23 protein-coding genes and 2 tRNA genes are annotated in these 25,576 nt (G+C 39.0%); 14 read left to right on the top strand and 11 right to left on the bottom strand.

The features are described 5' to 3' along the window. From FFJ24_RS05225 to FFJ24_RS05215, 3 genes are all read right to left on the bottom strand, one after another. Window positions 1-1,254 (bottom strand): TlpA disulfide reductase family protein, encoded by a 1,254-nt coding sequence (locus tag FFJ24_RS05225; RefSeq protein ID WP_138823203.1) that lies wholly within the window; start codon window positions 1,252-1,254, stop codon window positions 1-3. Window positions 1,255-1,517: 263 nt separating this feature from the next. Further along, entirely contained in the window at window positions 1,518-1,793 is a 276-nt protein-coding gene (locus FFJ24_RS05220) for a hypothetical protein (RefSeq protein ID WP_138823201.1), read from the bottom strand. 169 nt (window positions 1,794-1,962) lie between these two features. Further along, complete coding sequence (locus FFJ24_RS05215) at window positions 1,963-2,199, bottom strand: hypothetical protein (protein ID WP_138823199.1); 237 nt, start codon at window positions 2,197-2,199, stop codon at window positions 1,963-1,965. A gap of 785 nt (window positions 2,200-2,984) precedes the next feature. On the opposite strand from FFJ24_RS05215, the gene FFJ24_RS05210 reads away from it, so the two are divergent. Beyond that, on the top strand, window positions 2,985-3,242 hold the full coding sequence (locus FFJ24_RS05210) for a helix-turn-helix domain-containing protein (protein WP_138823197.1): 258 nt from the start codon (window positions 2,985-2,987) through the stop codon (window positions 3,240-3,242). Between the two features lie 193 nt (window positions 3,243-3,435). On the opposite strand, the gene FFJ24_RS05205 is transcribed toward FFJ24_RS05210, so the two are convergent. After that, complete coding sequence (locus FFJ24_RS05205; protein ID WP_138823195.1) at window positions 3,436-3,900, bottom strand: hypothetical protein; 465 nt, start codon at window positions 3,898-3,900, stop codon at window positions 3,436-3,438. A gap of 76 nt (window positions 3,901-3,976) precedes the next feature. After that, window positions 3,977-4,705 (bottom strand): hypothetical protein, encoded by a 729-nt coding sequence (locus tag FFJ24_RS05200; protein ID WP_138823193.1) that lies wholly within the window; start codon window positions 4,703-4,705, stop codon window positions 3,977-3,979. 500 nt (window positions 4,706-5,205) lie between these two features. Between FFJ24_RS05200 and FFJ24_RS05195 the strand changes: the two genes are divergently transcribed. Together FFJ24_RS05195 and FFJ24_RS05190 are read left to right on the top strand one after the other, a co-directional pair. Further along, window positions 5,206-5,281, top strand: a tRNA-Gly gene (locus FFJ24_RS05195). Between the two features lie 67 nt (window positions 5,282-5,348). Then, window positions 5,349-5,432 (top strand) — tRNA-Leu (locus tag FFJ24_RS05190). 386 nt (window positions 5,433-5,818) lie between these two features. Here the strand turns inward: FFJ24_RS05190 and FFJ24_RS05185 are convergent. Then, window positions 5,819-6,802: an aldo/keto reductase gene (locus tag FFJ24_RS05185; RefSeq protein ID WP_138823191.1), complete on the bottom strand. Its 984-nt coding sequence runs from the start codon at window positions 6,800-6,802 to the stop codon at window positions 5,819-5,821. A gap of 151 nt (window positions 6,803-6,953) precedes the next feature. Here FFJ24_RS05185 and FFJ24_RS05180 point away from each other — a divergent pair, with 151 nt between their 5' ends. Then, window positions 6,954-7,850 carry an AraC family transcriptional regulator gene (locus FFJ24_RS05180; protein ID WP_138823189.1) on the top strand — a complete coding sequence of 299 codons (897 nt, stop codon included), beginning with the start codon at window positions 6,954-6,956 and terminating at the stop codon, window positions 7,848-7,850. A 129-nt stretch (window positions 7,851-7,979) separates the two neighbouring features. On the opposite strand, the gene FFJ24_RS05175 is transcribed toward FFJ24_RS05180, so the two are convergent. Continuing rightward, entirely contained in the window at window positions 7,980-8,519 is a 540-nt protein-coding gene (locus FFJ24_RS05175; protein ID WP_138823187.1) for a hypothetical protein, read from the bottom strand. A gap of 317 nt (window positions 8,520-8,836) precedes the next feature. Here FFJ24_RS05175 and FFJ24_RS05170 point away from each other — a divergent pair, with 317 nt between their 5' ends. Continuing rightward, window positions 8,837-9,391 carry a lipocalin family protein gene (locus tag FFJ24_RS05170; protein WP_138823185.1) on the top strand — a complete coding sequence of 185 codons (555 nt, stop codon included), beginning with the start codon at window positions 8,837-8,839 and terminating at the stop codon, window positions 9,389-9,391. A 19-nt stretch (window positions 9,392-9,410) separates the two neighbouring features. Here FFJ24_RS05170 and FFJ24_RS05165 read toward each other — a convergent pair whose 3' ends face one another. Beyond that, the gene (locus FFJ24_RS05165; protein ID WP_138823183.1) at window positions 9,411-10,382 is read right to left on the bottom strand and encodes an ROK family protein; all 972 of its coding nucleotides are present in this window, start codon (window positions 10,380-10,382) and stop codon (window positions 9,411-9,413) included. A gap of 458 nt (window positions 10,383-10,840) precedes the next feature. Then, window positions 10,841-11,095, bottom strand: coding sequence for a hypothetical protein (locus tag FFJ24_RS05160; protein WP_138823181.1), 255 nt, complete (start codon window positions 11,093-11,095; stop codon window positions 10,841-10,843). Between the two features lie 353 nt (window positions 11,096-11,448). Here FFJ24_RS05160 and FFJ24_RS05155 point away from each other — a divergent pair, with 353 nt between their 5' ends. Further along, entirely contained in the window at window positions 11,449-11,811 is a 363-nt protein-coding gene (locus FFJ24_RS05155; protein ID WP_138823179.1) for a PleD family two-component system response regulator, read from the top strand. A gap of 7 nt (window positions 11,812-11,818) precedes the next feature. Here the strand turns inward: FFJ24_RS05155 and FFJ24_RS05150 are convergent, their stop codons facing one another. After that, window positions 11,819-12,637, bottom strand: coding sequence for an alpha/beta hydrolase family protein (locus FFJ24_RS05150; RefSeq protein WP_138823177.1), 819 nt, complete (start codon window positions 12,635-12,637; stop codon window positions 11,819-11,821). A gap of 182 nt (window positions 12,638-12,819) precedes the next feature. Here FFJ24_RS05150 and FFJ24_RS05145 point away from each other — a divergent pair, with 182 nt between their 5' ends. Further along, a complete protein-coding gene (locus FFJ24_RS05145; protein WP_138823175.1) occupies window positions 12,820-13,911 on the top strand; it encodes an AI-2E family transporter in 1,092 nt (363 codons plus the stop codon). Between the two features lie 1,305 nt (window positions 13,912-15,216). On the opposite strand, the gene FFJ24_RS05140 is transcribed toward FFJ24_RS05145, so the two are convergent. Then, complete coding sequence (locus tag FFJ24_RS05140; RefSeq protein WP_210419466.1) at window positions 15,217-15,762, bottom strand: peroxiredoxin; 546 nt, start codon at window positions 15,760-15,762, stop codon at window positions 15,217-15,219. A 128-nt stretch (window positions 15,763-15,890) separates the two neighbouring features. On the opposite strand from FFJ24_RS05140, the gene FFJ24_RS05135 reads away from it, so the two are divergent. The 7 genes from FFJ24_RS05135 (at window position 15,891) to FFJ24_RS05105 (ending at window position 25,519) form a co-directional block, all read left to right on the top strand. Continuing rightward, the gene (locus FFJ24_RS05135) at window positions 15,891-17,078 is read left to right on the top strand and encodes a GDSL-type esterase/lipase family protein (protein ID WP_138823173.1); all 1,188 of its coding nucleotides are present in this window, start codon (window positions 15,891-15,893) and stop codon (window positions 17,076-17,078) included. 247 nt (window positions 17,079-17,325) lie between these two features. Beyond that, window positions 17,326-17,844, top strand: coding sequence for a protease (locus FFJ24_RS05130; protein ID WP_138823171.1), 519 nt, complete (start codon window positions 17,326-17,328; stop codon window positions 17,842-17,844). Between the two features lie 127 nt (window positions 17,845-17,971). Further along, on the top strand, window positions 17,972-18,382 hold the full coding sequence (locus tag FFJ24_RS05125; RefSeq protein ID WP_138823169.1) for an SRPBCC family protein: 411 nt from the start codon (window positions 17,972-17,974) through the stop codon (window positions 18,380-18,382). A 367-nt stretch (window positions 18,383-18,749) separates the two neighbouring features. After that, a complete protein-coding gene (locus tag FFJ24_RS05120) occupies window positions 18,750-20,141 on the top strand; it encodes a TolC family protein (protein ID WP_138823167.1) in 1,392 nt (463 codons plus the stop codon). Window positions 20,142-20,154: 13 nt separating this feature from the next. Continuing rightward, window positions 20,155-23,439, top strand: a complete 3,285-nt coding sequence (locus FFJ24_RS05115) for an efflux RND transporter permease subunit (RefSeq protein WP_138823165.1) — start codon at window positions 20,155-20,157, stop codon at window positions 23,437-23,439. 14 nt (window positions 23,440-23,453) lie between these two features. Then, window positions 23,454-24,554 (top strand): efflux RND transporter periplasmic adaptor subunit, encoded by a 1,101-nt coding sequence (locus FFJ24_RS05110; RefSeq protein ID WP_138823163.1) that lies wholly within the window; start codon window positions 23,454-23,456, stop codon window positions 24,552-24,554. 23 nt (window positions 24,555-24,577) lie between these two features. Further along, entirely contained in the window at window positions 24,578-25,519 is a 942-nt protein-coding gene (locus tag FFJ24_RS05105; RefSeq protein WP_138823161.1) for an AraC family transcriptional regulator, read from the top strand. Window positions 25,520-25,576: the final 57 nt, after the last annotated feature.

Below are 25,576 nucleotides of genomic sequence, written 5' to 3'. Positions count from 1 at the left end.
TTAGTTTAGATTATCTGTTTTACTAATTACCAACATTTCCAGCTCCTGATGATCAGCCACCAGCGATAACCCATACGGTTGCAGCAGTGCATTCAGACCCTCCAGATCCCTTACGTCTGAAAGCTCCATATCTACATTAAACAACAGACCAGTATCGTTTAATACAGGATTTTTTATAAAGGCGCAGTCCTGAATATCATTTACCAGGTTGGCTATCGGTTGGTTGATAAATCTTGAACCTTTATGAAAGCCCAAACTAGCCGGTTTGCCACCCCCGGTCTTTAGCTCACGTTTAGCTTTCCCCGAAGCGTACCGTAATTGATATACCTGCGTATTAATCACTTTTACCGCTGCCGAGTAGCCGGAATTTTCGTTCAGATACTTCATAGTCTGTTTTTTTAATGAGCCTGATTTCGCTGTCGGTGCCCAGAAATCAACAGTCCATAGGTCTTCAGTTTTTAACGATGGGTTATTGAAGCCCGCTACATCAGGAAAGTCAAGCTTTATCCGCTGATCAGAAAACCACCTAAACTCTGCTCTGGCCAGTACACTGTAAATCCACCTTAGTGGATGGTTAAATATGATCAATCCGGTATTTGATCCATTAGAACGGACCATGGAATTCGAAATCCCCGGTATTTCACCCTTAATTAACAGGTTAAAGGATTGCATCCCCTTAGGGTTCTCATCCATCATTAAAACCGTGTTGGGATAAATGTAATGGAGCGGCGTTAAACTTAACGTTTCAGACAAAGCCGCCCTGATGTTTTCCGCTGTTAGTGCATCACCCTCCGTGGTATTTCTCACCCTGCCCTGTTTATCAATCCACACCAGGTGCGGGATTTTGTTATGCAGAAACAAACCACTTAACTCCTTACCGTCAACAATGGAATTAAATGCCTTGCCTATGGGGTTTCTTTCAGAAGAATAAAAAGCCGAAACCAGTTTTTCGCCCTCCGGCGTTACGCTTACGATATTAAGTTCTCCCCCGAACAACCTGGCAAGCCTTTCCTGTTCCGGCATTCCCTTAATACACGGAATACAAAAGGTTGCCCAAAAATCTATAATCAACAGTTTGCCCTTAAACTTCGACAGGTCTCCCGGCACCACCTTGCCCCCTACCATAAATTTCCGGGGCGTTGTCCAGAAGGTATTGGGCACCCTATCGCCCACATGCAAAGCCTTAATAGTCTCCTGAGCAAATAAAAAAAGAGAAAAAACAAGCAGTAAGCCCGTTAAAATAATTTGTTTCATAAATTTTGGTTTATATCAGCAGCAGTTAGCACCTTGAAAGCTTTAGCCGGCATCAAAACCGGACTAAAGCCTGCCGTACCTGCTTTGCGGAGCAGGCGGAACCGGCGTTGGTTACCTTAAACTGTTTAATTTTTTGGCATAAACCTGCCACACCAAAAAATAGCTGATGGTTAGTATTGGTTAAGTTGAAATATAAATAAGAAAACCTGCCAGCTCGTCTACGATTAAGGGAACCTATTTTCTTAAAAGCAGGGCCGACAATTTTATATGGACTTGAGGCTTTGCAGCCTATAACGTTTCAGGAAGAAACCGCTTACTTTGGCCCAAAAATCTATTATTACGAGCTCCCCCCTATCATTAGAGAGGGCATATTCACGTGGTACACCCGGTTTAAGTAATACATATTTAAAATTCCAAAAAGTCTTCGGCAATTGATCTCCAACGGCTACAGGCGTAATTTTCGGTAGCGCCTGCTGTGCAAATCCACTACATGCAAATAGCTGAATGAGCAATAAAATTGTACAAATATTTTCTATCATTTTTAGTTTGGTTAGTTTGTATGGTCCGTTTATTCTGCCGGCATAGCCGCCCGGAAAGAATCTTCCGGGACAGTCCAGCCTGCTGCTCGCCCCTTTTTGCGGCAGGAGCTTTTGTAGCGGAAAAATATTTACCGTTCTGAAAGTTAATCAGATCGCATGGCCATACAGGTTAATAAGGTAAAGTGTTGATCATAAAGTAATCCGAAAACAGAGTGCTGTCACTACTACAGGTATCGGGTTCTTTCACGGTTTGCTTAACTGCATTGTGATGTTTTCCAATTCCTGCCTTAGTATATGCTTTTTCTTTACAATGCTCACGCTTGCCATTCGTTAGCATAACCAATGGCGCATACAACAATGCACAGCAAAAGAAAAAAAGCGGCAAGTAAGAATTGTTGAATTTCATAATTTGATTTGCGTAATTAGTTAAATTGAATCGTAAAACTTTAGGTCATTGAAAGTTTGTTATGAAAGAAAAGAGCATGTAAAAGGCGAAAAATTTAGACATAACAATCCCATTGCAGCATAAGCCACTTATTTTTTATAAAGAATTCTGCAAAAACTTAAGTTTTATTAGAATATCAAATAATCTCTTCAAAGAGGAATAAGGCAGGCCTTCATCATTAAAAACCTAAATCATTATTAACCTTTAAGGTTAGCCTGCCTTATCAAAAGAGTTATTCTGGATTTTTGGGTTTTAAGGCATAAAGCCGATCAAAAGGACAACTTAACAGAGACTGGTAAAGAAATACTTGAAAATGGCGAACAATTAAAATAATATATTGGGGCATACTCACCTCAGTAAGTACCAACCAGTTAATCCAACCTATTTTTTGCTTGCTCATGACCGTATGTTATGAGTCTTGATGGAGAGAAAAAAGTGGGCTTCTCAAACCATAACCTCATAATGTTTCTCACGCCTTACGTTGAAATGGAATTACAGCAGAAGCCCACTCTTATTTTGGAAAGCTAAAGATAGCAATTCCGCTATAAGAAATGGGATAAAATCTGCTGTCCTGCTCCAACGGCGTGAGATTTGAGGTTGCAAGACTCTTAATTTTACCTTTTATTAGTTTTTATTTTTTTCGTTACGTAAATGTAAATAAAAAAAATACAAATGTCAAGTAATTACATGACGTTTTTAAATAAAATATAAAAGACATTGCTAATTATATTTTTATTAGCAATGAAATGATTAGTGAGAAAGAAAAAATAATTCTGAAAAGATTCGGTCAGCATTTAAAATCTTTAAAAGAGAAACAGGAACTTTCTTATCGTGAATTTTACAAGAGAAGTGGAGTTAATACAGGAGATATTATTAAATATGAAAATGGAGAAACCAGCCCAAGTTTTATTACTATAATGAGATTGGCTATAGGTTTAAAAATCCATCCAACAGCACTTCTTGATTTTAATTTTGGAATAGACTTTAACGCTGGGTTAGAATAGCATAATATTCCGTGATATCATGAAATATTTGTGAATTACAGGCAATTGAAAGGCGATCGTTATACTGATTCGATAAATACCGGATTTATTTTGTAAGTAGAGATTAGTATTTCAATAGTCTTAAAAAACATGTTTATTCCGAAAAAAACACTTTACACACAAATTTTCAGGCATAGTTACCATAAACCTATTTTCAATACCCAGCTACTACGCTCGTGTTAATGGCGCTATCTAGTTCCGTATATTTTTTTCTGAACTGACGATATAACACCGTAGTGATACATGGATAAAGTATAGAAAAGATCAAAATTTTTGTCATGACTTTTCCGCTAAAGTCATAAGCGTCTACCCATAAACTAATAATAAGCGCCGCGAGCAGTAAGATCGGCAGTCCGGAAAAGCTAAGCCACGAAAGAAGAGAACTATTCCTTATCTTACTGATGAAGTTCAAAAAAACTGCAAAAGAGCAAATCACAACTGCGGCAAGGTAAAGTAATGAAAGCCCTATATTTAAAATGATGTCTAAAATATACAGGATATTTGCCAACAGGCCTTCACCAGCAGCACTTATATTCATAATGGTAATTCTGTAGGCAACATATAAAACGAAACCTATTAGTAAATCTATCATCCAGTATTTTAAAATAATTTTGTTCATTGTTAATGTTAACCAGTTTTTGGAGTTAGTCAATTATAAGCTTTATAAAAAAACGTCTGGTCTAAAAAATACAGTATCAATCAAATGTTACCAGTTTATCCCCAGAAAGATCATACTCATAAATCCGCCCATCCTCTTCTCCAACGTAAAGCCATTGAACAACATTACTGCCATTTGGTCCTGCCGGCGCAATGCCAATTACTTTATAATTGCGACCATTCCTTTCCCTTGACTCAATGGAATAAGTTAACTCCTCCCGATTTTTTATGGTAGCCTGCAATAATGGATTCTTTGTTTGAGTGAGATAATACTCAGCCAATAAATATACTTTGTCCAGATAAGACGAAGTGAATTCCTCATCAGTAGACCACGTATATCTTAATTTTTTGCCGTATGTATTTCTGAATGCAGTTACCGGACCGTCACCTGTTTTTTTGATGGAAATTATTAACTGTGCCGGCATTTCAGCATCATTATCTCCAGGTATGGTAACCGTACTATTCTTCCAGGTAACTTGTATCTGGTCTCCCCGATTTAGGTTTCTGGTGGAGTCGGTTTCATTGATAAAACTAGATGTACTACCATCCTTTTTTGCCAACAGTTGAAAATAATCACCGTCATCAAGATATTGCACAAAAGTCATTAGATCAACATGCTCAAGCTTATTATTTTGTTTTTGTTTGGCAACAGCTTTTCCTGAAGCAGGACCTGGCTTATCCAGCTTCTGTTTCTCAGCTGTTTTTGAATGGCAGGCCAACAGACCGCATAACGCCATAATGATGATTGCATTTATCAGTTTATTCATTCGGTTAACTTATTATCTCATCTTTCATATTTAAACTATTCTGAAGCCTGATATATTATATCAAAGGGAAAACCATAGTTGTACCTGGCAACCATTACCATATATATCATTCTACTTCTATAGTTCCCTTTGCCCGTCTTGCTCCCTTAAAACACTTTGTATTCAAATACACCAATATTAATCAAAAAAAACAATCAATTGCTGCAAATGCACTGATTAGCTGGCATTTTTTAATTTTTCTCTCCGCAGAAAAAATAATTTCATTTTTTAAGTATGATTAGTCCTATTAACCCTAATTACCAAACTGCTTTTTAACTACCTGATAATCTTTAAATTTTAAGATAAAAATCATAGAAAACAAAATAGTTATTCCTCATTATTTCAGTGCAAAAAGCTCCTTAACCTATCTTTAAAGCAAAAAAAATAAAATTATTTTTGATAGTGATATTTATATTTCTATATTTGCAACCCCAAAGGAATACAACAGCTGTATTTAATTTGCGAAAGTAGCTCAGTTGGTAGAGCACGACCTTGCCAAGGTCGGGGTCGCGAGTTCGAATCTCGTCTTTCGCTCCAAATGCCTTCCTAACCGAAGGCATTTATTTTAAAGTTAACATACCGAAGGATTTCGGAACAGGCTAATGCTCGGGTGGTGGAACTGGTAGACACGCAGGACTTAAAATCCTGTGCTTTCAAAGGCGTGCGGGTTCGATTCCCGCCCCGAGTACGGATGGGATTTATTTATCCCATATCTAAAAAGGGTTGCTCCATAAAAGAGCAACCCTTTTCTTTGAATTTCAATTGCTTATGCTTGTAAAGTTGCCAAGCAAAAAAAATTTGGAGTTGAGACGTTTGTGTAATTTTGCACGACATTATTGTTTTGGACAGCTCAATACTATCATTAATACTTCCTGAAGGTTTAACCGGTTACTTTGAACTTGCTAAGTTCTAACTTTCTGAGGGCTCTTATCATATTGATCTTTTTGAAAAAATATTAATCCAGAAGAGTATTGCGGCCAGAATTTAATTTCAAAAGGTTTTTTCGATGAAATTACCGTTCGTTACTTTATGGGTAATCTTTCTATAATCCCACTTATTTAGCAGTACTTCTTGCTACCTGGCCTGCAGGTCTGCCATGCTTGGGGGATAGCGTTCTCCCTGAAGGCTGATGTTGTCCAAAGCTTTATGGATATTGGCTAAATCATCATCGTTTAAAAATAGGTTTGCACCACCTATATTTTCTTCTAAGCGGGTCACTTTTGTCGTCCCCGGAATTGGAGCAATCCACGGCTTCTGCGCCAGTAGCCATGCCAATGCTATCTGCGCCGGCGTAGCGTTATGTTCGACCGCAATCTTAGTTAGAAGGTCAACAATGGTTTGATTCGCTCCGCGGTTTTCTTTAGAATAACGGGGAAATAGGTTCCTGGCATCGGTCTTGTCGAATTCAGTGTCTGCATTTATCTTACCCGTTAAAAACCCTTTGCCTAACGGGCTAAACGGAACAAAGCCAATGCCCAATTCTTCAAGCAATGGAATGATTTCTTTTTCGGGTTCGCGCCAAAACATGGAGTATTCACTTTGCAAGGCTGCCAAAGGTTGTACGGCATGCGCGTTGCGTATACTTGGCACGCTGGCTTCACTCATGCCAAAGTGTTTTACTTTTCCTTCGGCGATCAAATCTTTTACGGTTCCGGCAACGTCTTCAACAGGCACATCCGGATCTACGCGGTGTTGATAAAACAAGTCGATATAATCGGTTTGCAGATTTCGGAGTGAATTTTCTGCCACCTGCCTGATACGTTCCGGGCGACTATTCACCCCATCTGTAACCTTGCCGTTTTTAAAGCCAAACTTGGTCGCGATGATTACTTTATCACGAACATGGCGCAGTGCTTTTCCTACCAACTCTTCATTAGTGCCTTGGCCATATACCTCTGCAGTATCAAAGAAGGTAACACCCGATTCATAAGCTTTTTGTAGAAGTACAATGGCATCGTTTTCATTGGTCGCCGGTCCATAACCAACGCTTAATCCCATGCAGCCGAAACCAAGTTCGGACACGGCTAACCCTGAGGCTCCTAATTGTCGTGTTTTCATTTTGTATGTTTTCTAGTGCAAAATTATGAAGGAATGAGAAGCTGCTTTGTACACAGATTACAGGTTTTTGTACCAATAATACCGATTGGGCAAACCAGTATCAAAAGAGCTACCCGAAACTTGTAATTTTGTAGCGATAAAAGAATTAGGTATGGAAGATATTGTAAAAATTAGCACTATCGCACAATACAATACCATGAGGGGTGTAACTACCAAACATCCGTTGATTACGGTGATCGACCTCTCGAAAGCGCAACCGATGCCAGCAAAAACATTCAACTATGGTTTGTATGCTGTGGGTTTGAAAGAAACGGACTATGGTCAATTGCGCTATGGAAAACGGGACTATGACTACCAGGAAGGGAGCCTGATATTTATAGCACCCGGACAGGTTATAGGTGTACAACCTGGCGTAGAAGTATTTGCCACGAAAGGTTGGGCATTGCTGTTTCATCCCGATCTGATAAAGGGCACCCCGTTAGGCAAACGCATTCAGGATTATTCTTTCTTTTCGTATGATGTAAACGAAGCGCTTCATCTGTCAGATAAAGAAAAGAGTATTGTGATTGATTGCTTTTCAAAAATCGAGTATGAACTCGATCAAAATATAGACAAGCACACTAAAGGGCTGATCGCGTCCAACATCGAGTTGCTCCTCAATTACTGCGTACGTTTTTACGACAGACAGTTTATTACGCGCAATATTGCAAATAAAGGAATCCTGGAAAGGTTTGAATACTTATTGAAAAACTACTTTTTATCTGACAAACCGCAGAACGAAGGCCTTCCTTCGGTAGCTTATTGCGCCGAAGTCCTGCATCTATCTCCCAACTATTTTGGTGATCTGGTGAAAAAAGAAACCGGCATATCTGCCTTGGAATACATTCAATCAAAAGTGATAGATGTTGCGAAAGAGCGGTTGTTCGACAGAAATAAATCTGCAAGTGAAATCGCCTACGAACTGGGTTTTAAATACCCGCAACATTTTACCCGCTTATTTAAACAAAAAGCAGGCGTCACACCAAATGATTACCGGACAAAGAATTAAATGAACGCATTTAAATTTTGTCTTTGTGGATTTTAATTACCGTCCCGGCCAATCAATATCAGTTGTTACTGATCAACAATGAAATTGAATGCCTATGAAATCAATATGATCTTCTCATTACTTATGTTCCTAACTACCAGGCTTTGGAGCAACGACTGGATGTTCCTCTGATTTGACGCGGTTATAAACAGTTCCATCATCTACGTCTTTTAAGCGACTTACACGATTGTTTTTATCATATATAATTTTCAAATACATTACTTTGCGATCCCTCTCTTTAAATATGACGATACCATTTACAATTTCTACATCATAATAATCAACCTTTGTAATCAATTTTGGAATTTTCTGTTCTGAATTTTCCAGGCCCGTTTTCGACCTTCTAAAGGTAACATCCTGTTGGCTGTAATAACCGTTTACCTCTGTTTTTTCATAGGTAAGCTTTATTACTTTTTTAAAAACGGTACCCGTTTTAAGTGTGGTATCTGCATTTATTTCCCATTTAAACAAAATAGGGAATGAATATGGCTGCAGGGTGAATGGTTTTTCCGAAAATTCTATTAAGCTTTCCTTTGGCGGCGGCGGCGGTTCGGCTCTAGCCTTTTTCTTTTGGCTGAAGCTATTGTAATGCAAGAATATTAAAGCTGTAAACAAGAATAAATATTTCATAGGCTATTTTACGCTATTGGTTAAGTAAGCGCAAATGTCGGTGAATTAAAATAAATTTTCATCTATCCATACAAAGAGATCTATTAAGCAACTAGTAGGCTGGACATTATAATTCTAAAATATTCAATTTATAAAGGATGTAAAAAAGCAGCACCTCCCCATAAAAACATGTCCGGTCCGTATATGCCCGTTTGTATGGCGTGCAGTCAAAATGCCGACGTTCAAAAAGCTTAGCGAAACCGGAATAAATTCAATCTTACCTTAAGCGCTCAAACATTTGTGCCTCATCATTGTTGCAATTATTTAAAATTACAATAATGGCAACAAAATACAGGAATACGCTTTTGTTAGCGACATTAGCGATCATAGCGGCAGTCTATGCAAGCTGTAAGGTTTCAATTCCTAAGAGAGCATCAGCAGTTAAGCCATTTAAAAAGGATAAATACCTGGGCACCTGGTACGAAATTGCCAGAATGGATTTCAAGTTCGAAAAAAACCTGAAGAACGTAACCGCTACCTATTCAAAAAATGATGAAGGGTCTATTAAGGTCGACAATAAGGGTTATGACACGGTAAAAAACAAATGGAAGCAAAGCATTGGAAAGGCCAAATTTGTGAAGGGCAATGACGAAGCGAGGTTAAAAGTCTCATTTTTCGGTCCTTTCTACGCCGGGTACAATGTAATTGAGATCGACAACGATTACCAGTACGCCCTGATAGCCGGAAATAACTTGGAATATCTTTGGATACTTTCCCGGACAAAGTACATTCCAGACGCAGTAAAGGCAGATTACTTAAGAAAAGCAAATGATCTCGGGTATCAAACCAAGGACCTGGTTTGGACAGTGCAAGATAAGGAATACAGCAAATAAGCCCTGATAAGGTAATATTTTAGGTGCTTACGTAACCGAATGCTTTAAATTTTCGAAAAACATTTGCGGCACAACCCAGTAAACCTGCTTTGTTACCCAATTTTGCCGGAACAACCAAAGCATTGGCTGATGCCACCGGAACGGCTAAGGTTTTGATTCTGCGTTCTATTTCTCTGGTATAAAAGGCACCAGCTTCACTTATTCCGCCCCCAATCACAATTTTTTCTGGACTGAAAATGTTGATAAAACTGGTAATACCTGTTGCCAGGTAATCGAAATGCTGCTCCATGGCTTTAATGGCATACTCTTCACCAGCCAGGTACTTTTCTATAATATAACGCCCATCAACTTCATTTTTTTCGGGTATGCCCGGATGAATAAACTTATAGTGTTTTAATAATGCAGTTACTGAAGCATAAGCTTCCAAACATCCTTTTAGGCCACACACACAGGCCAAGCCATTGTGCTGTACAATAATATGCCCCAATTCTGTCCCCCTGCTTCTGAATCCGCCATACAGTTTATTGTCAATCATAACGGCTCCGCCAATTCCTGTACCAACGGTAAGAAAAACCACATCACTACAATCTTTAGCAGCACCATAGCACATTTCACCCAGCCCCATCAAATTGGTATCGTTATCCATAACAATATTATAACGGGTTACATCCTGCAGGATTTCGCCAAGGGCCAGTTGTTTAAAGCCCGGTAGATTGTCGGCACCGGCAATAATTCTATTATTGTATATCGTACCCGGAAATCCTACTCCCACACCTAAAATAGGATGTTTCACTTTTGCTGCACAGGTTTGGATCGCCTCCACAATAAGTGCAATAATTGCACCCTGAGTTTTTGCTTTTTTTAGCGGAATCAGCGTGGAATACAAAATTTCGCCTTGCTGGTTTACTATACCGCATTTGAGCGAAGAGCCACCAACATCAATCCCAATAGCATAAGATTGTTCAAGATTGGTGTGGTTTAAAGATATCATTTGTTTGAGTTTTTTGTTTAGTTGTTTTATGCTCTTACTGCATTGGCTGCTCTTTTGATTAGCATTTATAACTTTCTGTTATCAATCAGCAGCCTGTTCTTGCTTTTTAATCCAGGCTAAAAATAAAATGTATAGGCTTGGTTTTAGGTTTCCGCTTAAAATATTTTAATATCGATTAATGCTTACCTCGTTATCATGCCAAAAACGCAATTTCATTTCAAATATACTAAGCAAGTAATAAAAAAATAAGATTCAAAATATGGCTATAAGAAAAGTGTTTTTCTTCAAATGCCATTAATTTCATAATGACAAACAAATATCTAATATTCAAGCATTAACCCAATGAAAAAAGCCTTTAATGTAATCGGACCGTAGACGAAATTCTCATTACCGGTTTAGAAATAAAAAAGGCTTTCTTTAATGGTAAAGAAAGCCTTTCTCAAGCAAATTAAGCTAATTTAGCTTAAAATAATCTGGTAATTCACATTTACTCTTTTCGGATAATTGCTTTCTTCTTTATTTAAGGAAACAAATGCAGCATTGCCATGAACTTCATTTTTCAATGCATGTTCGTAATGCGATTGGATAGTTTGCTGATAATCGTGCTGAAGGCTTTTTGTAGTTTCGGCTAAAAGATTTCTATCATTCAGGTTTTCTGGCAATAATGTGATATCACAGTTTCCGTCACTGATTTCTTTGACTAAGTATTTCATTTTTGTTAAATGTTCGGTTTCCTGCTTTAAAAATAAGATTTCGAGAACGCTCAAAAATATGGTAAGTCTTTATTTTGTATGTAATCTAAAAGTTAATTTTTTACTTAAAATGATGTATTATTTTAATGCAAGCGACATTATTATAGCTACATCATTTGATTTCACTGCGATTGGAATAACTAAGAATCTGCTAATTATTTTTTTTGACTGGATTACAGGTCTGACTAAAACTGACCGTTGTATTTTCGTCAAAATAGATCGAAACCTTTTAGCCCCGCCCTTGTTAATCAATCAGAAGTTATTTATTTACAATAGGCTAATACAATCACAATAACTTGAAGGAGAACGAGAAAATGAAAAAAATATTAGTGGTTGATGATAATCAGGAAATACTAGAGGTTATAGAATTAATTTTAAGACTGGAAGGCTATCAGGTAAATGGATTAATGGATGCAAGTTATTTTAAGCAGCGGATTAGAGAATTTAAACCCGATTTAATTTTACTGGATGTGATGCTAGGTGCCCTGGATGGACGGGATCTTTGTAATCTGCTCAAATCAGACCAGTTAATGCTGCACATTCCGGTAATTATGATTTCGGCCAGCCATAACTTAAGCGATATGCAAGGCATCATTTGTTATCCTAACGATTTCATCGCCAAACCATTCGATATCAACAACCTCATTAATAAAGTAAGTGCACAACTTGCTGCCTAAACAATGTTTAAGGCTTTACGTTAAAATAGTTACTTAAGAATACACTCTGAAACTTAATCGCGTTGCCCCAATAATCCCAGTTATGTACGCCAGGCCTCGTGGTAAAATCGTGGGGAATATTGTTGTACAATAGCTCATCATGCAAACGTACATTCATTTTATAGAAAAAATCTTCAGTACCACATTCAATGGCAATTGCAAGCGATCCTGGTTTAATGCGGTAGATCATATCAATCACACTGTTCTGTTTCCAGCGCTCCGGAAATTCATCCTCTGTACCCAATCTTTTTGAAATATTCCATCCGTTCGGGAAAGGTTTAATATCTACACCACCACTCATACTCCCTACGGCTCCATATACATCCTGGTGTTTAATAGCCAGGTAAAGCGCACCATGTCCACCCATACTTAAACCCGTAATGCCCCTGCTCTTTTTTTCGGCAATGGTTTTATAATGTTCGTCAACATAACTCACCAATTCTTTAGCTACATAGGTTTCGTATTTCCATTCGGGGTCTACCGGACTATCGAAATACCAACTGGTTACATTCCCATCAGGGCATACCACAATAAATTGATATTGATCGGCCAGGTTTTTAATCCCCGGCACTTTTTTGACCCATTCTGCATAGTTACCTCCAGCTCCATGGAGCAGATAAACCACCGGAAATTTTTTTCCGGTTTTATAGCTATCGGGCTTAATTACCACAGCTTTGATATTTTTGTCCATCGATTTACTGTAGGTTAAAGCAGTATCTACTTCGGCAGCACTTAAACCATGGCTAAACAAAAACAAAAAGGCAGTTATCAAAAAGCTATTTTTCATGGGTAATTTTTATCATGATTATTTGGTGCTAAATTTATAAATTAACTGGCTATTGTTTGCCATTTCTACGCGTTAAAACTCAAAAAAGAATGATGCCCTGTTCACCTATTCCTTAGACGGCTAAGAACTTTAAAACAATTTTAGTACCTTTTAGGTTGTTGAACGGTTAACTTATCTAAAAAATGCTTAAAACCTACCCATTTTACATCAAGGCCCCTGTAATTCTTTTAGGATTAGTAATTACGGTATTTATCATGAGTGTACTGAGAGACATCCTGGTACCATTAGCTTTTGCTGCCCTAATTGCCATTTTGCTAAATCCGCTTACCAACCGTTTCGAAAGAAAAATGCCCAAAATTCTCAGTATTATTCTTTCTATGCTCATTGGTTTGCTGGTGGTGGTGGCCGTACTTTATTTTTTGTCATCACAGGTAGCCCACTTTTTTGATGACCTGGATAGCATTAAACAGAAATTATCGCAGTTGCTTGAGCAGATCAGAAGCTGGTTACAAGGAACCTTTGGCATTTCTACACAAAAGCAGATGCAGATGGTTAATGATGCGGCTAATGGCAGTAAAGCTCTGATCGGTCAAACGCTCAGTGGTTTGATGGGTGTTTTAAGTGTCGTTTTCCTGATCCCGGTTTATACTTTTTTAATCTTATTATATAAAACGCTGATCCTAAACTTCATTTACGAAGTATTTTCGGAGGAAAACAAACAGAAAGTTGCAGAAATTCTGGGCGAAACGAAAGCGGCCATCCAAAGCTATATTATAGGTTTATTGATCGAAACTTCTATTGTTGCCGTAATGAACTCTGCCGCCTTATTAATCCTTGGTGTACAAAATGCCATTTTAATTGGTGTTATCGGCGCTATATTAAACCTGCTCCCATATATTGGCGGTATTATAGCCATTGCTTTACCAGTATTAATGGCCACCCTAACCAAAGATGGTTTTACTACCCAACTCTTAATTATAGGTGCTTATGCGCTAATCCAGTTTATTGATAATAATATCCTTGTACCACGCATTGTTTCGAGCAAGGTACAGATCAATGCCCTTATTTCTATTGTAATTGTGTTAATGGGCGCCGCTCTTTGGGGCATACCTGGCATGTTCCTTTCTATTCCTTTTATTGCTGTATTGAAAATTATTTTCGACCGGATAGATGGACTTAAACCATGGGGTAAATTACTTGGCGATAATATCCCCACAGAACACATGGGGCAGGTGAAAAGGTTTAGGAGGAAGAAAAAAATGGCAACGAGCTAATATAATATCTTTCTATTTTTTGGAAATGAGTGTTTAGTAGTACTTCGGTAACTGTAGCCCCGTTATTCGCTAATTCCGATGAAAAATCGGAACCGCTGCTACCAGGTTTATTAAACAATGGTTGCTGCATAAACAGATAATTCACTAAAAAAATATCTCACTCGTGCTTAAACACGCAACCCATAATCTTATTACAGGCTGCGCAACCTAGCCCCGATTGAAGTGGGCGCGAAGCAAAACGGAAAGCGGGGAGAAACAATAATAGCTGTACCAAATTGCGCTCCATATAAAGAAAAACTTGCCACATATTAATAATTATTTTTTTTGAAAACGATCGTTCAGCGGCTTTTCGGGAACAGCAGCCCCGTTATTCGCTAATTCCGATGAAAAATCGGAACCGCTGCTACCAGGTTTATTAAACAATGGTTGCTGCATAAACAGATAATTCACTAAAAAAATATCTCACTCGTGCTTAAACACACAACCCATAATCTTATTACAGGCTGCGCCACCTAGCCCCGATTGAAGTGGGTGCGAAGCAAAACAGGAAGCGGGAAGAAACAATAATAGCTTTACCAAATTGCGCTCCATATAAAGAAAAACTTGCCACATAGTAATAAATTATTTTTTTGAAAACGATCGTTCAGCGGCTTTTCGGGAACAGCAGACCCGTTATCCGCTTTATCCCGATAGAAAAACCTGTGAAACAAGCAAGCACACCAAAACATAATATAAACCAGTGCTTAAATCGGGATGCCCGCTACTACCGGGTTTATTGAACAATGGTTGCTGAACAAACTCTAAACTTTCACTCATGCTTAAACACCCAGCCTATAATCTTATTACAGGCTGCGCCACCTAGCCCCGATTGAAGTGGGCGCGAAGCAAAACGGAAAGCGGGGAGAAACAATAATAGCTGTACCAAATTGCGCTCCATATAAAGAAAAACTTGCCACATATTAATAATTATTTTTTTTGAAAACGATCGTTCAGCGGCTTTTCGGGAACAGCAGCCCCGTTATTCGCTAATTCCGATGAAAAATCGGAACCGCTGCTACCAGGTTTATTAAACAATGGTTGCTGCATAAACAGATAATTCACTAAAAAAATATCTCACTCGTGCTTAAACACGCAACCCATAATCTTATTACAGGCTGCGCCACCTAGCCCCGATTGAAGTGGGCGCGAAGCAAAACGGAAAGCGGGGAGAAACAATAATAGCTGTACCAAATTTGCTCTCCAATTTACGATTAAAAACTTTAAAAAAACCGCCCACGCAAACGGACTCTAATTAATCGATAAAAATTACTTCTTTTTCAAAAAAGCCAAAACACTACTGGCATGCTCATCTCCTTTTAGCATTCCTTTAAATTTAAATGCCACTTTCCCATCCAGATTAACCAAAAAAGTTTCTCTTCCGGTTAAAAACATCACATCTTTAACGCCAAACATTTTCAGGACTTTATTATCCGGGTCGCTCAACAGGGTAAAAGGCAGATTATGGTGTTTCTTAAAATCGGCATGGTTTTGCACAGTGCCAGAATTTATGCCAATAATCATCGCGTCGGTTGATTTAAACTCCTCATAACTATCCCTGAATGCACAAGCCTCTTTGGTACAAACACTACTTTCATCTTTTGGATAAAAATAGATCACTAGTTTTTTCTTTCCGATGTAGTTGCTCACTTTAAAATCTTTTCCGCTATCATCTTTAAGGGTAAAATTGGGGATTTTGCTCCCAACTTCAAGCGGTGGATTTTTACCTTTAGGTTTCGATTCCTGCGCAGGAGTTCTTATTCCGATCAGGCCTAAAACAACTACCATAATTGCTGCTATATTTATTTTCATCATTTTTATTTAAGGATTTATTCCTACTTACGTTTAATCTTCCCAAACGGATCAAAAATTATCTTTACCCATCTAAGCTACACTATTAAATCAATTGTAAATTTTACTACTTTTGGTTTATTCTAATTAACATGAAACGGATCTCTTTTCTTTGCCTGCTATTAACAGCACTAATTTCTAAAAGTTTTGCCCAAAACAAGCTTCAATCTGCCTCATTCATTACTTTTAACTGTTATAGTAACAACTTTGCCGAAAAACTCGGAAAAAGCGAAGCTCCAACGGTCGCCTTTTTAGGTGGATCAATTACCGATATGGAGGGCTGGCGGGCTTTGGTATGCAACTACCTGACTAAAACCTACCCACAAACCAAATTTAAGTTCATTAATGCGGGCATCCCATCATTAGGCAGTTTGCCTCATGCTTTCCGCCTGCAGCGCGATGTGCTCGACAGCGGCAAAATAGATTTATTATTCGTAGAATCAGCCGTTAATGATCACGTAAATAAAACCGCAGAACAAACACAACGCCGCGCTTTAGAAGGTATCATTAGACATACTTTAAACAAAAACCCGAAAACCAATATCGTATTAATGGCTTTTGCCGATGAAGATAAAAACAATGATTTCGACAATGGGAAAATCCCGGTTGAGGTAAAAGTACATAGTGATTTAGCCGAATATTATCATTTGCCTTTCATTAATCTGGCTTTAGAAGTAGATAAACGTATTGCCAATAAAGAATTTACCTGGGCTACCGATTTTAAAGACCTCCATCCGGCGCCTTTTGGTCAGCAGCTTTATTTTAATACGATTAAAACCTTCCTGGAAGAAAACCAGAAAAATACCAACAGAAAACAAAGCGTTGGTCTGCCTAAAATCATCGACAAATTTGCCTATACCAAAGGTCAATACGTAAATATTAATAAGGCAGAAAACCTAAATACTTTTAGCATCAACAAAAACTGGAAACCAAGTGATGGTTTAGAAGCCAGACCGGGTTTTATAAACATACCTGTACTGGAAAGCAGTACGCGAAACAGCGGTTTCGATTTAATTTTTAAAGGTAATGCGGTAGGTATCGCTATTTTATCAGGACCTGATGCAGGTATGCTCCATTACCGCATTGATGGTGGTGAAGAGAAAACAATCGATCTGTACACCCAATGGAGCGCAAGTCTGCATTTACCCTGGTATTTATTATTGGGCGACCAATTGGGCGGTGGAGAACACAAACTGAGCGTACGCACCAGCGAATATCACCATCCAAAATCTACAGGATATACCTGTCGTATAGCTTATTTCCTAGTAAATGGTAATTAACTATTAGCCTTGATTTGCAATCCAGATCGATCAAGCCTTGCATCGTCCCCGCTTGTAAAGGGGATATATGAGAATCGCGATTGTATCGCCTCTTAACTCCTTGTCTTAGATTACATATACAGATTTTTCCAATCATAGTTAAAATGATGAGTATTTTTAATTTCGAAACTAAAAAAAACGTTTTAGTAAAATCAATTCTTAACAAACAATATCAATTTCCATTTGCTTATATAAACAAAAACAACACATGAAAAACATCAAATTAATTATTCCTGCACTTTTGGTTTTATTTTCGGCCTGTAGCGAAGCTACAAGAAACACCGCTACCACTAAAAACGAAAGCACCAATCAAATTACTGCCAACAAAACTGATTCGCTCGAGGTCAAACTAAAGATAAATGGCAATGTAACCATTGGCGAGCCATTGTTGTTGAGATTTGTGGTGCATAACAATACCGACAGCACAAAAAAATTCTGCATCTGGCATACTCCCTTCGAACCTTTAATGAGCAGTTATTTAAGCATTACCAACGAAAAAGGAGAAGAAGCCCCATACAAAGGTGCAATGGCCAAAAGGATTATGCCACCTCCAGCCTCTAGTTATACAAATGTAAATCCAGGTGATAGCCTGGTTGCAAATGCTGATTTGCTTAAAGCTTACGACCTAAAAAAAGGGGCGAGTTATAAAGCCGTTTATACAGGTGGAAACATGAGCGGCCTGGCATCCAGAGATACCGTTACTTTTATTTATACTGATTTACACTAGCGAAAACACCATTTATTTTATAAACAACTAAAAAGTGGTGTATTTCACCCCACTTTTGTCGCATTTACACTTTTGGGGCTGTAAAAGTTCATATAACTTTACCATACAATTTAAAAGAGCTAAGAAAATGGAAAACATTACAGTAGAAACAACAGTAAATGCACCAGTAGAAAAAGTTTGGGAATTTTGGAACAATCCTGATCACATTACAAAATGGAGTTTTGCTTCTCCCGATTGGCATACCCCCTATTCGGAAAACGATTTAAAAGTTGGCGGCAAATTTAAAAGTACCATGGCTGCAAAAGATGGCAGCATGAGTTTCGATTTTGGCGGAACCTACACCACCATTGATACCAACAAAAAAATTGAATACAGTTTAGAAGACGGTAGAAAAGTAAGCATCATTTTCGAGCCCTTAAGCGAGCAGACCAAGGTGATTGAAACTTTTGATCCGGAATCGACCAACCCTATCGAGATGCAGCGTGGCGGATGGCAGACTATTCTGGATAACTTTAAGAACTATACTGAAGCGGGATAGTACTTTCAATAAATGCCGTCATCTCGACCGGAACGCAGTGGAGTTGGAGAGATCTACTCCGAGACAGATTTTGCTTCGCAGAGCCTTTGGGTTCTCGGCTTCGTTGCGCTCCGCTCGAAATGACGACCTACTAATAAATGCTCCTTATAATGACATATTCTCTCATGTGAAGTAGCCTGGCTTTGTAATCCTTTTGTCTTACTTGCATACGTACATCAAAAATTATCAATAAAAATTAGTTAAAAGGGTGTTTTCATTGTTCATTAAGTAACATTTCGATTATTATTTGATTCGCATAATTTTTGATTTGAACGGAATACTTTGATATTGCCGCCATAATTTACATTTGCCGTGTAAATTATACACTATGCCACGCATATCTTTATTTTATTATTCACTATTATTATTTATTAGTTTATCTATTGGCGCAAATGCTCAAACACTAAGTCTAAAACAGGCTGTTAATACTGCATTAACCAATTACGGTACGATAAAGGCCAAATACAACTATGCAGATGCCTCAAAATCTTACATTCAACAGGCGAAAAGGGAGTATCTGCCAAACTTTAGTTTAAGTGCCCAACAGGATTATGGAACCATTAATGGCCAAAACGGCCCGCAGTATGGTTTGGGCGGTTTGGGAGCGGCTTCTTCTGGTCCGGCCTTAGAGAGGCAAAACTGGAACGCTGCATTTGGCGGATTGTATTTAGCCAACGTAAACTGGGATTTCTTCACCTTCGGAAGAATCAGAGACCGGATAAAAGTGGCCAATGCGACTTACCAAAGGGATAAAAATGATTTAGAACAGGAAAAATTCCAACAAGAAATCCGCGTTTCGGGCGCATATTTAAATTTATTGGCTGCACAGCGCTTAACCAGGTCGCAACAGAAAAATCTCTATCGTGCGATTACTTTTCAAAATACAGCCATCATCAGGGCTAAAAACGGATTAATTGCAGGAGTAGATTCTTCCTTTGCAAAAGCAGAAGTTTCAAATGCAAAAATTGCCTTAACCAAAGCAAAAGACCTGGAGCAGGAACAAGCCAATCGTTTAGGCCTTTTAATGGGTTTAACGGCTACCTCATACGATTTGGATACCGCTTTCATTACGCGCATACCGGGTAATCTCCTTGAAGATACAGTGGTTAAAAGTTCGCATCCCCTTTTAAAATTTTACCAAAACAGGGTAGATGTAAGCGATCAACAGGTTAATTATTTCAAAAAACTTTATTATCCAACCTTTACTTTCTTCGGTGTAATGCAGGGACGGGGATCGGGATTTAGCCCAGGTTATGCCTTAGATCAAAGCGCTTATTCTACCAGTTATGCAGATGGTATCAATCCTACGCGTGGAAACTATTTGATTGGAATAGGAATGACCTGGAATTTATCTACCTTATTAAAAAACCATCCGCAAGTACGTGCACAAGAATACATTAGCGAGGGTTTAAAGGAAGAATACAACTTGGTCGATCAGCAATTAAGGGCGCAACTGGCACTTGCTGAAACCAAATTGAACAACGCCCTAGCCAATTATAGGGAAGCACCTATTCAGGTAAAAGCAGCTTCTGATGCTTATTTACAAAAAAACACCCTCTACAAGAACGGCTTGACCACCTTGGTTGATCTTACCCAGGCACTTTTCACTTTAAACAGAGCCGAAACGGATCGGGATATTGCCTTTACCAATGTTTGGCAGGCTTTATTGTTAAAGTCGGCTGCTTTGGGCAATTACGATATATTTATCAACGAATTTTAATCTGGCTATATCAATGAATTTAATACGTTTCGCACTCCGCAAACCCATATCCATCTTAGTTTTAGTAGCCGGACTTTTCTTTTTCGGTATAGGGGCCATCAACCAGATCAAGGTTGATATCCTACCGCAGATGAACCTTCCGGTAATTTATATTGCCCATCCTTTTGGCGGTTATACTCCCGACCAGATGGAGGCTTATTTTGGTAAACAATACGTTAACATCCTGCTTTTTGCAAATGGTATCAAAAGTATCGAAACTAAAAACACACAGGGTTTAATGTTGATGAAGCTGACTTATTACGAGGGTACCAACATGGCGCAGGCCGCAGCAGAACTCAGTGCGCTTTCTACCAGGGCGCAGGCTATTTTCCCGCCAGGTTCGCAGCCTCCCTTCGTGATCCGTTTTGATGCTTCTTCGCTTCCTGTTGGACAATTGGTATTGAGCAGTCCAATCCGCACCAACAACGAACTACAGGATTTAGCCAATACTTATGTTCGCCCAAGTTTTTCGGCTATCCCGGGTTTGCTCTCTCCTGCTCCTTTTGGTGGTAGCCCCAGAACGATAGAAATTAATGTAAATCCATCTTTACTCCGTTCGCACAATTTAACGGTAGATCAGGTGGTAGAAGCCATTAGGTTAAATAACCAGACGGCACCTTCAGGAAACGTAAGGATCGGCGATAAAAACTACCTTACCCCAACCAATTACACGATTAAAAAAGTGAAGGATTTTGAAAATATTCCTTTATTTAAAGGCAGTGTACAAAATTTACAGCTCCGCGATGTGGCTACGGTTAAAGATGGAGCCGATTTGGTTGCAGGTTATGCTTTAATCAACGGTAAACGCTCAGTGTATTTAAGTATCGCCAAATCAGGAGATGCCTCTACCTGGGATGTGGTGAAAAATTTAAAGAAAAACCTGCCCAATATCCAAAGTTCATTACCGGAAGATGTTAAACTTTCCTACGAGTTCGATCAATCCGTTTATGTAATCAATGCGGTAAAAAGTTTGATCAGTGAGGGTGCAATTGGTGCGATACTGACCGGATTAATGGTTTTACTTTTCCTTGGCGATAAACGCGCCGCCCTGATTGTAATCCTCACCATTCCAACTTCGATTATTGCAGGCGTTTTGTTCCTGAAATTATTCGGACAAACAATTAACATCATGACTTTGAGCGGATTGGCTCTGGCGATCGGTATTTTGGTAGATGAATCGACGGTAACGATAGAAAATATCCACCAGCATTTCGACATGGGCAAACCCAAGGCCCTGGCGATCTGGGATGCCTGTAAGGAAATCGCTTTCCCTAAATTGCTGATTCTGTTCTGTATTCTTGCCGTGTTTGCCCCTGCTTTTACCATGACTGGTATTCCGGGAGCATTATTTTTACCATTGGCTCTGGCAATCGGCTTTTCAATGGTGGTATCCTTCTTATTATCTCAAACTTTTGTGCCGATTATGGCCAACTGGCTAATGGTTGCACATCCTAAAAAAGGAGCTGAACACCATCCGGAAATTACACAGGATGAGGCAGATTTTACAGCAACAGGCATTACACTCGAATCGGAAAAAGATACCCTCAACCAAAAAAAGGTGCTGGTTGAACGTGAAGATTTTAGTGGTGACGGTAAAATTGGTTTCTTCGATAAATTCCGTAACCGCTTTATGCGTTTCCTTGATCGCATATTACCTTATCGAAAATCTGTCGTTTTGGTTTATTTAGTAGTAATTATCGGTTTAGCGGCCTTGTTATTGGCTAATATTGGCCGCGATGTTTTACCAAGGGTAAACTCAAGTCAGTTTCAGTTGCGTTTACGTGCACCCGATGGAATGCGTTTAGAACGTACCGAAGAAAAGGCAAATGTTGTTTTGGCAGAACTGAAAAAAATGGTTGGCGAAGAGCATGTAGGTATTTCTTCTGTTTATGTTGGTCAGCACCCGGCACAGTTTTCGGTAAATCCCATCTACCAGTTTATGGCTGGTCCGCATGAAGCTGTTTTCCAGGTAAGTTTAAAAGATTTTGAAGAAGATATGGACGATTTTAAGGATCAGTTGAGGGAAAAAATCAAAAAACTCCTGCCTGATGTTAAACTTTCTTTCGAGCCTATTGAATTAACAGATAAAGTATTGAGCCAGGGCTCCCCTACTCCTGTTGAGATCCGTATTGCCGGGAAAAACAAAAAACTGAATGAGCAGTATGCCAATAAAATATTGGCAGAATTAAAGGAAATCCCTTACATGAGGGATGTTCAGCTAGCGCAACCGATTAAATATCCATCATTAAATATTGATATCGACAGAACCCGCGCAGCACAGATCGGAGTAGATATGGCTGATATTTCGCGCTCATTGATTGCCTCAACTTCATCATCACGTTATACCGATAAAAACATCTGGTTAGATGAAAAAGCAGCTTTACCCTATAGTGTACAGGTTCAGGTACCACTTAATCAAATGACCAGTAAAGATGATATCGGAGAAATTCCTTTATTAAAAAATTCGGCACGGCCTGTACTGAGCGATGTGGCAAAAATCACTCCAGATACTACTGCTGGTGAAAACGATAACATTGGGGCCATGCCTTTCTTATCCGTAACCGCAAATCTTTACCATACCGATTTGGGAACTGCATCAAAAGATATGCAAAAGGCGATTAAAAACCTGGGCGAACTGCCAAGAGGCTTAAATGTTACCGCAATCGGATTGAGCAAAGTATTGGGCGACACTTTAGATAGTTTACAATCTGGCTTGTTTGTGGCCATTGTGGTTATTTTCTTAATGCTGGCCGCCAACTTCCAGTCTTTTAAAGTTCCATTGGTTATTTTAGCTACTGTTCCGGCAGTTATTTTAGGTTCACTATTATTATTAACCATTACCGGATCAACCTTGAATCTGCAATCGTATATGGGAATCATCATGTCGGTCGGCGTATCTATCGCCAATGCCGTGTTACTCATTACCAATGCAGAGCAATTAAGAAAACACAATGGCAATGCGCTCGAATCGGCACGTGAAGCTGCTGCATTACGTTTACGTCCAATTATTATGACGAGTATTGCGATGATTGCAGGTATGTTGCCAATGGCCATCGGTCACGGCGAAGGTGGCGGGGCTGTTTCGCCACTTGGCAGGGCAGTAATTGGAGGTTTATTGGCTTCCACATTCGCTGTATTGATCATATTGCCATTGGTATTTGCATGGGTTCAGGGAAAGCAGACAACCAATTCTATGTCGCTTGACCCGGAAGATACAGACAGCATCCATTACATTAAAGGTTTAGAAGAAAACGATTAAAATCATCATCACAAATGAATACGAAGATATTTTCAACAGGATTATTAAATACAGGATTTTTAATGCTTACGGCTATATACGGCTGTGGGCATACAGAATCAAAAGCTCCGGCAAAAAAAGAAAAAGAAGCAGCCATAGCAACCTTCGATCTTAAAAAAGAAAAATTATCCACTCAGCTCAATCTACCAGGCGAACTAATTGCCTTTCAACAAGTTGACTTATATGCCAAAGTAAGTAGTTTTGTGAAGTCATTAAAAGTTGATATTGGATCGGAAGTGAGCAAAGGCCAGTTATTGATGACTTTGGAAGCACCGGAAATGACTTCGCAACTGGCTGCAACACAATCAAGGATTAAAGCACAGGAAGCCATTTATACTGCTAGCAAGGCCAATTACAACCGTTTATACGAAACCAGTAAAACCCCTGGTACTATTTCTACCAACGACCTGGACCAGGCCATGGCCAAAAAGAACTCCGATCTGGCACAACTCGAAGCCGCAAAAGCAGCTTATAAAGAGGTAGGCTCGGTTCAGGATTATTTAACCATCCGGGCACCTTTCAGTGGAATTATCTCAGCCAGAAATGTGAATTTAGGTGCTTATGTTGGTCCTACAGGTAAGGGCTCTGATCTGCCTTTGTTTACTTTGCAGGATCAGAAAAACCTGCGTTTGGCGGTTTCCATTCCAGAGGTTTATACCGGCTATTTAAAAGTTGGCGATGAAGTGAGTTTCACTGTAAAATCTTTACCCGACCAAACTTTTAAAGCAAAAGTGAAACGTTTATCCGGTGCTTTAGATGTCCGTTTACGTTCAGAGCGTGTGGAGATGGATGTTCCAAATGCTTCAAAGGTTTTATTACCTGGTATGGTAGCTGAGCTGAATATCCAGCTTCCGGCCAATGCCAGTACGTTTATCATCTCTAAAAAGGCATTATTAGATACCAGCGAAGGCTTGTTTGTATTAAAAGTAACTGATAACAAAGCGGTTAAAGTCGCTGTAAAGAAAGGTAGGGAAACTGACGATAAAGTTGAAGTTTTTGGCCATTTAACAGAAGGTGACAAATTAGTTGCAGAACCTACCGAGGAAATGCATGAAGGAATGGTGATTAAACCATAACTTTACGTGACTAAGGATTAATTATGTTATCAAAAAACCAAGAGCTTTCTACGCTTCAAAAAAAGGAAACTTTAGAGGATTTTTATAATAGGCTGAAAATTACACGTCCAGAGATTCCTACGCCAAGCTTGGGGATGATTAACGATATTGGGCACTTTAATGTTTTTAACAGAAGTGTGGTTTGCACCAACATCCCCTCTGCTTTTAGCCGCAGGGATTTTTATAAAATTTCGTTGATTATTGGCAATGGGATTTTGCATTATGCGGATGCTGACATAGAAATTAAAGGTCGGGCATTGCTGTTTACCAATCCGAATATTCCATATTCCTGGGAAAGTACCTCGCCAAAACCTGCAGGCTTTTTCTGCCTTTTTACCGAAAATTTTATACATAACCGCAACGAAACCCTTCGCGATTCTTTATTGTGGCGCATAAACGATAGTCCGGTAATTCATATTGATAATGAACAGGAAGTAACGTTAAGGGATATTTTCTGTAAAATGATGAAAGAAATGGATGGCGACTACATCCATAAATACGATCTGTTAAGGAATTATGTGCAACTGATCGTTCACGAAGCATTAAAGGTAAAACCACAGGATATTTTATTTAAACAGAACAATGCATCGGCACGTTTAACCGCGTTGTTTCTCGAACTGTTGGAAAGGCAGTTTCCTATTGGTTCTACCGAGCATATTTTAGAATTAAAAACGGCCCACGATTTTGCTTTCCGCTTGCTGGTGCATGTAAATCATTTAAACCATGCGATAAAGGAAGTAACGGGAAAAACCACTTCAGAACACATTTCGAGAAGAATAGCAACTGAAGCAGTAGCTTTATTGAAACACACCGAGTGGAATATCGCACAGATTGCTTACTGTCTGGGTTTTGAATACCCGGCAAACTTTAATATATTTTTTAAACGCCAGATGCAGTGTACGCCAAAGGGGTTTAGGGCTAATTGATTAATCGTCATTTAGACGCAATCTGGTCTTAGCGAGACGCTAAGACCCTATAAAAAT

The sequence above is a fragment of the Pedobacter sp. KBS0701 genome, from assembly GCF_005938645.2.
Classification (GTDB): Bacteria; Bacteroidota; Bacteroidia; order Sphingobacteriales; family Sphingobacteriaceae; genus Pedobacter.
The sequence above is the reverse complement of the archived record's forward strand: the minus strand, read 5'-3'. Positions and strand labels throughout refer to the sequence as shown.

What these genes read in the sequence shown, in the direction of transcription:
- FFJ24_RS05225 (WP_138823203.1), bottom strand. Translation starts at nt 1,254, where the DNA reads ATGAAACAAATTATTTTAACGGGCTTACTGCTTGTTTTTTCTCTTTTT.
- FFJ24_RS05220 (WP_138823201.1), bottom strand. Translation starts at nt 1,793, where the DNA reads ATGATAGAAAATATTTGTACAATTTTATTGCTCATTCAGCTATTTGCA.
- FFJ24_RS05215 (WP_138823199.1), bottom strand. Translation starts at nt 2,199, where the DNA reads ATGAAATTCAACAATTCTTACTTGCCGCTTTTTTTCTTTTGCTGTGCA.
- FFJ24_RS05210 (WP_138823197.1), top strand. Translation starts at nt 2,985, where the DNA reads ATGATTAGTGAGAAAGAAAAAATAATTCTGAAAAGATTCGGTCAGCAT.
- FFJ24_RS05205 (WP_138823195.1), bottom strand. Translation starts at nt 3,900, where the DNA reads ATGAACAAAATTATTTTAAAATACTGGATGATAGATTTACTAATAGGT.
- FFJ24_RS05200 (WP_138823193.1), bottom strand. Translation starts at nt 4,705, where the DNA reads ATGAATAAACTGATAAATGCAATCATCATTATGGCGTTATGCGGTCTG.
- FFJ24_RS05185 (WP_138823191.1), bottom strand. Translation starts at nt 6,802, where the DNA reads ATGAAAACACGACAATTAGGAGCCTCAGGGTTAGCCGTGTCCGAACTT.
- FFJ24_RS05180 (WP_138823189.1), top strand. Translation starts at nt 6,954, where the DNA reads ATGGAAGATATTGTAAAAATTAGCACTATCGCACAATACAATACCATG.
- FFJ24_RS05175 (WP_138823187.1), bottom strand. Translation starts at nt 8,519, where the DNA reads ATGAAATATTTATTCTTGTTTACAGCTTTAATATTCTTGCATTACAAT.
- FFJ24_RS05170 (WP_138823185.1), top strand. Translation starts at nt 8,837, where the DNA reads ATGGCAACAAAATACAGGAATACGCTTTTGTTAGCGACATTAGCGATC.
- FFJ24_RS05165 (WP_138823183.1), bottom strand. Translation starts at nt 10,382, where the DNA reads ATGATATCTTTAAACCACACCAATCTTGAACAATCTTATGCTATTGGG.
- FFJ24_RS05160 (WP_138823181.1), bottom strand. Translation starts at nt 11,095, where the DNA reads ATGAAATACTTAGTCAAAGAAATCAGTGACGGAAACTGTGATATCACA.
- FFJ24_RS05155 (WP_138823179.1), top strand. Translation starts at nt 11,449, where the DNA reads ATGAAAAAAATATTAGTGGTTGATGATAATCAGGAAATACTAGAGGTT.
- FFJ24_RS05150 (WP_138823177.1), bottom strand. Translation starts at nt 12,637, where the DNA reads ATGAAAAATAGCTTTTTGATAACTGCCTTTTTGTTTTTGTTTAGCCAT.
- FFJ24_RS05145 (WP_138823175.1), top strand. Translation starts at nt 12,820, where the DNA reads ATGCTTAAAACCTACCCATTTTACATCAAGGCCCCTGTAATTCTTTTA.
- FFJ24_RS05140 (WP_210419466.1), bottom strand. Translation starts at nt 15,762, where the DNA reads ATGATGAAAATAAATATAGCAGCAATTATGGTAGTTGTTTTAGGCCTG.
- FFJ24_RS05135 (WP_138823173.1), top strand. Translation starts at nt 15,891, where the DNA reads ATGAAACGGATCTCTTTTCTTTGCCTGCTATTAACAGCACTAATTTCT.
- FFJ24_RS05130 (WP_138823171.1), top strand. Translation starts at nt 17,326, where the DNA reads ATGAAAAACATCAAATTAATTATTCCTGCACTTTTGGTTTTATTTTCG.
- FFJ24_RS05125 (WP_138823169.1), top strand. Translation starts at nt 17,972, where the DNA reads ATGGAAAACATTACAGTAGAAACAACAGTAAATGCACCAGTAGAAAAA.
- FFJ24_RS05120 (WP_138823167.1), top strand. Translation starts at nt 18,750, where the DNA reads ATGCCACGCATATCTTTATTTTATTATTCACTATTATTATTTATTAGT.
- FFJ24_RS05115 (WP_138823165.1), top strand. Translation starts at nt 20,155, where the DNA reads ATGAATTTAATACGTTTCGCACTCCGCAAACCCATATCCATCTTAGTT.
- FFJ24_RS05110 (WP_138823163.1), top strand. Translation starts at nt 23,454, where the DNA reads ATGAATACGAAGATATTTTCAACAGGATTATTAAATACAGGATTTTTA.
- FFJ24_RS05105 (WP_138823161.1), top strand. Translation starts at nt 24,578, where the DNA reads ATGTTATCAAAAAACCAAGAGCTTTCTACGCTTCAAAAAAAGGAAACT.